Annotated in this window: 5 protein-coding genes; 3 read left to right on the forward strand and 2 right to left on the reverse strand. The window is 68.7% G+C overall.

Translation table 11 applies throughout. The features are described 5' to 3' along the window. Positions 1-87: 87 nt before the first annotated feature. Positions 88-981: a class I SAM-dependent methyltransferase gene (locus WH07_RS25455; protein ID WP_232789060.1), complete on the reverse strand. Its 894-nt coding sequence runs from the start codon at positions 979-981 to the stop codon at positions 88-90. A 352-nt stretch (positions 982-1,333) separates the two neighbouring features. On the opposite strand from WH07_RS25455, the gene rpsA reads away from it, so the two are divergent. Continuing rightward, on the forward strand, positions 1,334-2,839 hold the full coding sequence (gene rpsA / locus WH07_RS25460; protein ID WP_046504555.1) for a 30S ribosomal protein S1: 1,506 nt from the start codon (positions 1,334-1,336) through the stop codon (positions 2,837-2,839). 156 nt (positions 2,840-2,995) lie between these two features. Here rpsA and WH07_RS25465 read toward each other — a convergent pair whose 3' ends face one another. After that, a complete protein-coding gene (locus WH07_RS25465) occupies positions 2,996-3,970 on the reverse strand; it encodes a right-handed parallel beta-helix repeat-containing protein (protein WP_046504557.1) in 975 nt (324 codons plus the stop codon). 335 nt (positions 3,971-4,305) lie between these two features. On the opposite strand from WH07_RS25465, the gene WH07_RS25470 reads away from it, so the two are divergent. Together WH07_RS25470 and WH07_RS25475 are read left to right on the forward strand one after the other, a co-directional pair. After that, positions 4,306-5,829 (forward strand): flavin monoamine oxidase family protein, encoded by a 1,524-nt coding sequence (locus WH07_RS25470; RefSeq protein WP_079023554.1) that lies wholly within the window; start codon positions 4,306-4,308, stop codon positions 5,827-5,829. Between the two features lie 85 nt (positions 5,830-5,914). Beyond that, positions 5,915-6,859, forward strand: coding sequence for a PAC2 family protein (locus WH07_RS25475; RefSeq protein ID WP_046504563.1), 945 nt, complete (start codon positions 5,915-5,917; stop codon positions 6,857-6,859). Positions 6,860-7,026: the final 167 nt, after the last annotated feature.

The following is a 7,026-nucleotide window of genomic DNA, read 5'->3' on the forward strand; positions in this document are numbered from 1 at the left end:
GTGCCGTACCCGTACCTGGACCCCGGCCCCCGAACCGGCCGCACCCGTACCCCCGCCGTACCCGTCCCCGTACCTTCAGCTCCGCCCTCAGTCCCGTTCGCAGACGAAGATCGCCGTCCCCGGGATCAGACTCCCGCGCAGCGGGGACCAGCCGCCCCACTCCTGCGAGTTCCAGTCCGGCCACTCCGGCTCCACCAGGTCGACCAGCCGGAACCCGCCCGCCACCACGTCCCGTACCCGGTCACCGACCGTCCGGTGGTGCTCGACATAGACCGCGCGCCCGTGCTCGTCCTGCTCGACATAGGGCGTCCGGTCGAAGTACGAGGCCGACACCGAAAGGCCCTCGGGCCCCGGCTCGTCGGGAAACGCCCAGCGGATCGGATGCGTCACGGAGAAGATCCACCGTCCGCCCGGCCGCAGGACCCGCCGTACCTCCCGGAACACCCCCACCGGGTCCGCGACGAAGGGCACCGCGCCATAGGCCGAGCAGGCCAGGTCGAAGGAGCCGTCACGGAAGGGCAGCGCCCCGGCGTCCGCCTCCACCAGCGGAAACGTCAGGGAGCGGCCCTCGCCTATCCGCAGCGCGTGCTGGAGCTGGCGGTGCGACAGATCGAGCGCCACCGGCCGCGCGCCCTGCCCCGCCAGCCAGCGCGAGCACTGTGCCGCGCCCGCCCCGATCTCCAGGACGTCCAGGCCCTTCAGCGACTCCGGCGGGCCCAGCAGCTCGGCCTCCACCTCGTCGAGCCCCTCGGGGCCCCAGACGAACCGGTCGTCGCCGAGGAAGGTGCCGTGCTCGTTCTGGTACTCGTCGGCGTTCCTGTCCCACCAGCCGCGGTTGGCCCGGCTGCTCTCGGCGGAACCGCTCTCGCGGCGGGTCGCCTCGGGCTCCGCGGAGCCGGCTTCCAGGGGCTCGTACTCCGGGGGCCCCGACTCCCGGCGCTCAGGTTCCCGGGGCGCTTCTCGCTCGTGCTCTTGGATCATCGTGTCCGTCGTCGTAGTGTGCTGGCAGTAGTGGTGAGGGGCGGCCCGGCCGGGCGCGCTGGCCTCATCAAACGCGGGTTGTGCCGGGTATGTGAGGTTCCGCCCCGGGTGTGCGCCTTCGCGCATTGACCGTGCCCGGCTGCCCCCGTATGCTAAAGGTTGCGCTGCGGGCCTGCGCGCCTCAGACGTAGCAGCCGCGCTCGCATCTGTATGAAAGTCTCCTCGGTTGTCGAGGCGCTTTCCCTGCACCGGGGCCGGCGCTTCCTCGGCTGTCCGGCTTTTGCAGAGGCGATACGGGTTCCCGGCGTGGCAGTACCTACGACTCAATGTCCGTACCGGAGCCCTTTCCCACATGACGAGCAGCACCGAGACCACCGCCACCACCCCGCAGGTTGCGGTCAACGACATCGGTAACGAGGAAGCCTTCCTCGCCGCGATCGACGAGACGATCAAGTACTTCAACGACGGCGACATCGTCGACGGCGTCATCGTGAAGGTCGACCGGGACGAGGTCCTGCTCGACATCGGTTACAAGACCGAAGGCGTCATCCCCTCCCGCGAGCTTTCCATCAAGCACGACGTCGACCCCAACGAGGTCGTCGCCGTGGGCGATGAGATCGAGGCCCTGGTTCTCCAGAAGGAGGACAAGGAAGGCCGTCTCATCCTGTCCAAGAAGCGCGCGCAGTACGAGCGCGCCTGGGGCACGATCGAGAAGATCAAGGAAGAGGACGGGATCGTCACCGGTACGGTCATCGAGGTGGTCAAGGGTGGTCTCATCCTCGACATCGGCCTCCGTGGCTTCCTGCCGGCCTCCCTCGTCGAGATGCGCCGCGTCCGCGACCTCCAGCCCTATGTGGGCAAGGAGCTCGAGGCCAAGATCATCGAGCTGGACAAGAACCGCAACAACGTGGTCCTGTCCCGCCGTGCCTGGCTGGAGCAGACCCAGAGCGAGGTCCGTCAGACCTTCCTCACGACCCTCCAGAAGGGCCAGGTCCGCTCCGGCGTCGTCTCCTCGATCGTCAACTTCGGTGCGTTCGTGGACCTCGGCGGGGTCGACGGTCTCGTGCACGTCTCCGAGCTGTCCTGGAAGCACATCGACCACCCCTCCGAGGTCGTCGAGGTCGGTCAGGAAGTCACCGTCGAGGTGCTCGACGTGGACATGGACCGCGAGCGTGTCTCCCTGTCGCTCAAGGCGACGCAGGAAGACCCGTGGCAGCAGTTCGCCCGGACCCACCAGATCGGGCAGGTCGTTCCCGGCAAGGTCACCAAGCTCGTTCCGTTCGGCGCGTTCGTCCGTGTCGACGAGGGCATCGAGGGTCTGGTGCACATCTCCGAGCTGGCCGAGCGCCACGTGGAGATCCCGGAGCAGGTCGTCCAGGTCAACGACGAGATCTTCGTCAAGGTCATCGACATCGACCTGGAGCGCCGCCGCATCAGCCTCTCGCTGAAGCAGGCCAACGAGTCCTTCGGCAGCGACCCGGCCTCGGTCGAGTTCGACCCGACGCTCTACGGCATGGCCGCGTCGTACGACGACCAGGGCAACTACATCTACCCCGAGGGCTTCGACCCCGAGACCAACGACTGGCTCGAAGGCTTCGAGAGCCAGCGCGAGGCGTGGGAGGGCCAGTACGCCGAGGCGCAGCAGCGCTTCGAGCAGCACCAGGCCCAGGTCATCAAGTCCCGCGAGGCCGACGAGGCCGCTGCCGCCGAGGGCGCGGCCGCTCCGGCCGGCGGGGGCACCGCCCCGGCCGCCTCGGGTGGTTCGTACTCCTCGGAGTCGGCGGACAACTCCGGTGCGCTGGCGTCGGACGAGGCCCTGGCGGCTCTGCGCGAGAAGCTGGCGGGCGGCCAGAGCTGACGCTCGGGCACTCGCAGTCGGTAGGTAGCTGTATCTGAACGTACGGAAGGCCCGCTCCCCGATGGGCAAGGGGAGCGGGCCTTCCGCATGCCTGGTGCGTCGCCTTGTGCTGCGGAGCGTGGTCCGCAGCGTGTGACGGCTCGGGAAGGTGACGGATCAGGGGGTGACGGCGATGTTCGTCAGGCCCTTGCCGCCCGTCACGGTGTTGCTGCTGTAGACCGTCGTACGGCAGCTCGAACTGCTGTTGGTGACATTGACCGCGAGCTGGTCGGCGCCCGTCGAGCCGCGGAGATCCGACTTGTTGGAGCGGAAGACCGTGCCACAGCCCCAGCCGCTCTGCTGGGTGTGGGTCTCATAGCCGTTGTTGGTGGTGTTCTTGCCGGTGTTGCCCTCGACAAGGACGTTGTTGCCCTTCACATCGACCCATGAGTCGTCGTAGTTGGCGCCGGTGAGACCGCCGCCGTCGAAGGTGTTGCCGATGATCCGCGCACCGGTGGTGCCCTCTTTGATGTCGACATTCTCGCCGCCGACATCAGGACCGATGGTGTTGTTGAGGATCTGCGCGTTGTCGCTGCGGTCGGAGAGGGTGTTGGCGGTGCCGACATACACGCCCTCACCCATGCCCCGGCCGTCGTTGCCGGTGTCGTAGATCCGCGAGTTCCTGAGGATGCCGTCGCTGCTGGACTGGCGGAAGTGCACGCCCTCCATGTCCAGGTTGTGCACGGTCACCGAGTCGATGACGACCCCGTTGGCCGCGTCCGCGACGATGCCCTTCTGGGCGTCGGTGAGGGTGATGCCCTTGACGGTCCAGTACGCGGCGCCGTTGAGGTGGAGCGCGTATCCGCCGCCCGTGGTGGTGGTGAGGACCGCGGCGGACGAACCGGTGAGCGTGATGCGCGACCCCGACGTGCCGGGCGTCGTCGCCTTGAAGTTCCCCTTGTACGTGCCGTCGGCGAGCTGGATCGTGTCGCCGGGGCGTGCCGCGGTGAGCGCCGCCTTCAGTTCCGCGGCCGTGGTCACCTGGATGACCGCCGCGGCTCCGGCGGCTCCGGCCGGCGGGGTGAGCAGAGCCAGTCCGCCGGTGGCGAGCAGCCCGGTCAGAAGGGCCGGGAGGAGTGTTCGGGTGCGCATGGGGGTGCCTTCCCGTGGATGTGGGGGTTTTTGAACGTTCTCATGCATGAACGCTGGCTGTGTTTCTGAACTCTCGCTGTCCTGTGACCGTAAGGATGCGGTCTGGACATGTCAAGGTCCAGACCAATGCCCGTGTGCGGGGGGTGGCGGTGAGCGGAGGGCAACGCGTGGGACACACACCCATCTGATGGGCCGTAACAAGCGGTTGCCAGGATCCCGGCACATCTGAAGACCGGAAGGGGTAGCGGGACATGAGCCATGCGCCGAACACCATCACGGGCACCAGCCGCCGCGGCTTTCTGCGCCAGGTGGGCATCTCCGGGGGAGCGGGAGCGATGCTCGCCACCATGGGGGCCCTGGGCCTCGCCCCCACCGCCGAGGCCGCGAGCCGCGAACCCGTCTACCGGGCTCCCCGTGCCGGGGACTTCACGCTCACGGGCCGGGGCGCGGCCAGAGTTGTCATCGTGGGCGGTGGCATAGCCGGCCTGGCCACCGCGTACGAACTGGGCAAGGCGGGTTACGACTGTACGGTCCTGGAGGCCCGAGACCGTACCGGCGGGCGCAACTTCACCGTACGCGGCGGGGATTCGAACCTGGATCTGTACGGCAACCGCCAGACCGCGAGATTCGGCGACGGCCAGTATCTGAACGCGGGACCGGCCCGGATCGCCCAGTGGATGGTCACCCTGGACTACTGCCGTGAACTGGGCGTTCCCGTCGAGGTGTTCACCAATACCAACTCCAGCGCCTACATCTACAACGAGAAGGCCGGGATGACGGCCCCGGTGCGCCACCGCACCGCCAAGGCCGATGTGTACGGCTATGTCTCGGAACTGCTCGCCAAGGCCACCGGCAAGGGCGCACTGGACGCGGAGCTCACCGCGGAGGACCAGGAGCGGCTGCTCGAATTCCTCAGGGGCTTCGGGGACATCGGCAGCAAGCTCGCCTACACCGGCAGCGAACGCCGTGGCTACAGCGTCGATCCGGCGGCGGCCGGCACACCCGGTGTCGAACTCGGCCCGGTGCCCTCCGCGTCCGAGGTGTTCGCCAGCGGGGTCGGCCGCTACTTCTCCTTCGAATTCGGCTACGACCAGGCCATGCTGATGTTCCAGCCGGTCGGCGGCATGGACCGGATACCGGCGGCGCTGACCCGGGAGATAGGCGGGCACCGCATCAAGACCGGCGCGGCCGTCGAGAAGATCACCGACAAGGCGCACGGCGTGACCGTCACCTACCGCCAGAACGGCCGCGTCCGCACCATCGACGCCGACTACTGTGTCGCGGCCCTGCCCCCCAACATCCTCGCGAAGACCGCCCACAACCTCGGTCCGGCCGTCCAGGCGGCGCTGGAGGCCTGCCGCCCCTCGTCGGCCGGCAAGATCGGTCTCGAATACCGCAGCCGCTGGTGGGAGAGCGACCACCGGATCTACGGCGGCATCACCGAGACCGATCTCGATCTGGCCCATGTGTGGTACCCGTCGTACGGGCACCACGGCCGGCGCGGTGTCATCGTCGGCTACTACAACACCGGCGCGTCGGCCGACGCGTACGCCCAGCTCTCACCGCGCGAGCGCGAGGCGCGGGCGGTGGCGCAGGGCGTGAAGATCCACGGCGAGAAGTACCGTTCCGAACTGGTCTCCTCCTTCTCCCACCACTGGCGGCAGACCCCGTATCTGGAGGCCGCCTGGCACTCCCTGTCCGGCGGGCCGGACGCGCCGGTCTTCGATCCGCTCAACAAGCCGACGGGGCGCGTGTACTTCGCCGGTGACCACCTCTCGTACGCCGATGCCTGGCAGCACGGCGCCTTCACCTCCGCTCGCAAGACGGTCACCGCGCTGCATGAGAGGGTTCTTGCCTGAGGCGCGGGTTTGTCGCATGGGGCGCGGGGAATGCCTGCGCCCCATGACGTGTTCTTCGTAACGAACACGAGGAGGAGCGGTAATCGTGCTTGATCCGCAGGGTTTGTACGAATGGGAGCCCAAGGGCCTGGCCGTCGTCGACATGGCGCTGGCACAGGAGTCGGCGGGCCTGGTCATGCTGTACCACTTCGACGGCTATATCGACGCGGGCGAGACCGGCGACCAGATCGTCGAGAACCTGCTGGAGTCGCTGCCGCACCAGGTGGTGGCCCGATTCGACCACGACAGGCTGGTCGACTACCGCGCCCGGCGCCCGCTGCTGACCTTCCGGCGCGACCGCTGGACGTCCTTCGAAGCGCCGACGCTGGACGTACGGCTCGTGCAGGACGCGACGGGGGCGCCGTTCCTGCTGCTGTCGGGGCCCGAGCCGGATGTGGAGTGGGAGCGCTTCGCCATCGCCGTACGGCAGATAGTGGAGCGTCTCGGTGTACGGCTCTCCGTCAATTTCCACGGCATCCCGATGGGTGTTCCGCACACCCGTCCCGTCGGTATCACCCCGCACGGCAACCGTACCGACCTGATGCCGGGCCATCGCAACGCCTTCGACGAGGCACAGGTCCCCGGCAGCGCCGAGTCGCTCGTCGAGTACCGGCTCATGGAGTCGGACCACGATGTCCTCGGTGTGGCGGCGCACGTTCCGCACTATGTGGCGCGGTCCTCGTACCCCGACGCGGCGCTGACCGCGCTGGAGGCGATCACCGCCGCGACCGGACTTGTGCTGCCGAGCGTGGCGCACTCGCTGCGTACGGAGGCGCAGCGCACCCAGACCGAGATCGAGCGGCAGCTCGGCGAGGGCGACGAGGAACTGGTCTCGATGGTGCAGGGACTTGAGCACCAGTACGACGCGATCGCGGGCGCGGAGACCCGGGGCAATCTGGTCGCCGAGCCGGCGGAGCTGCCGTCGGCCGACGAGATCGGCCGGGAATTCGAGAGGTTCCTCGCGGAGCGGGAGGGCGACGGCGGGGCGTGACCGCGTGGCCCCGGTGAGTGGTTCCGGGGCGCGTGCGTGTGATTCCCCTGCCGGGCGCTTCCGGCGGGCGGGCTGTACGGTGTCCGGCCCGCCCGCCGGTAGCGTCCGGCCGCTCGATGTCCGGGCGCGGGCGGGCGGCCCGCTCGGTCGACGTCGCGGACAAGCCC

This window comes from Streptomyces odonnellii, assembly GCF_000981895.1.
Taxonomy (GTDB): domain Bacteria; phylum Actinomycetota; class Actinomycetes; order Streptomycetales; family Streptomycetaceae; genus Streptomyces; species Streptomyces odonnellii.

What these genes read in the sequence shown, in the direction of transcription:
- WH07_RS25455 (WP_232789060.1), bottom strand. Translation starts at nt 981, where the DNA reads ATGATCCAAGAGCACGAGCGAGAAGCGCCCCGGGAACCTGAGCGCCGG.
- rpsA (WP_046504555.1), top strand. Translation starts at nt 1,334, where the DNA reads ATGACGAGCAGCACCGAGACCACCGCCACCACCCCGCAGGTTGCGGTC.
- WH07_RS25465 (WP_046504557.1), bottom strand. Translation starts at nt 3,970, where the DNA reads ATGCGCACCCGAACACTCCTCCCGGCCCTTCTGACCGGGCTGCTCGCC.
- WH07_RS25470 (WP_079023554.1), top strand. Translation starts at nt 4,306, where the DNA reads ATGCTCGCCACCATGGGGGCCCTGGGCCTCGCCCCCACCGCCGAGGCC.